The sequence below is a fragment of the Alkalibacterium sp. m-11 genome (assembly GCF_054658155.1).
Genome location: NZ_BAAGIR010000313.1, coordinates 1 through 693, shown reverse-complemented (window position 1 = coordinate 693; position 693 = coordinate 1). Strand labels below are relative to the sequence as shown.

Below are 693 nucleotides of genomic sequence, written 5' to 3'. Positions count from 1 at the left end.
CGGTGTTAGTCCTGTGGTACTCTTTCAGTTCTTGTTTACTCTAGTCTTCACCTCAAAATCTGGAAACCAGGCTATCCTTTCTTCAAAAGCACCTGAAGAAATTAGTGTTTACACTGTAAACCGGTTCATGAATGCCAAAACCTTTAACTGGCGGAAATTTCTGATTCTATTGAGCGAGTCAATCATTGTGAAACGCCTGCTTTCCTTAGTGGAAAGCGATTCTGAACGTGTCTTAATCATTGACGATTCCACATACAGTCGGAACCGCAGCAAAAAAGTCGAGCTTTTAGCAAAAGTGTATGACCATTCAACCGGAACCTTTATGCGAGGGTTTCGTATGCTTACTTTGGGTTGGTCAGACGGCATTAGCTTCATTCCTTTAGCGCACACACTACTCAGTTCAGAAAAGAAGCAAGCACGCCTAATGGAAGCAAATGACCAACTAGACAAACGTACAGTCGGCTACAAACGACGCGTTGAAGCCCAACAGAAAGCTACTAAGGCTCTATTCGACTTACTTGATTCCATCAATCCTCGGACCTTACAGGCAAAGACCGTTTTATTCGACAGCTGGTTCGCTTATCCTAAAACCATCAAACAAGTGGTCACTGATTATCCGCTTCAAGTCATCTGCATGCTTAAACCTACGCGTACAACGTACGGATACAATGGACAAAAGTATAACCTGAAAGA

The 693-nt window shown here is 43.0% G+C and carries 1 protein-coding gene; it reads left to right on the top strand.

Going from position 1 to position 693, the window contains the following annotated elements; all coding sequences use genetic code 11:
* Positions 1 to 693: IS4 family transposase (locus tag ACYQ2O_RS12575; RefSeq protein ID WP_459771409.1), on the top strand; the 693-nt coding region annotated here is incomplete at both ends.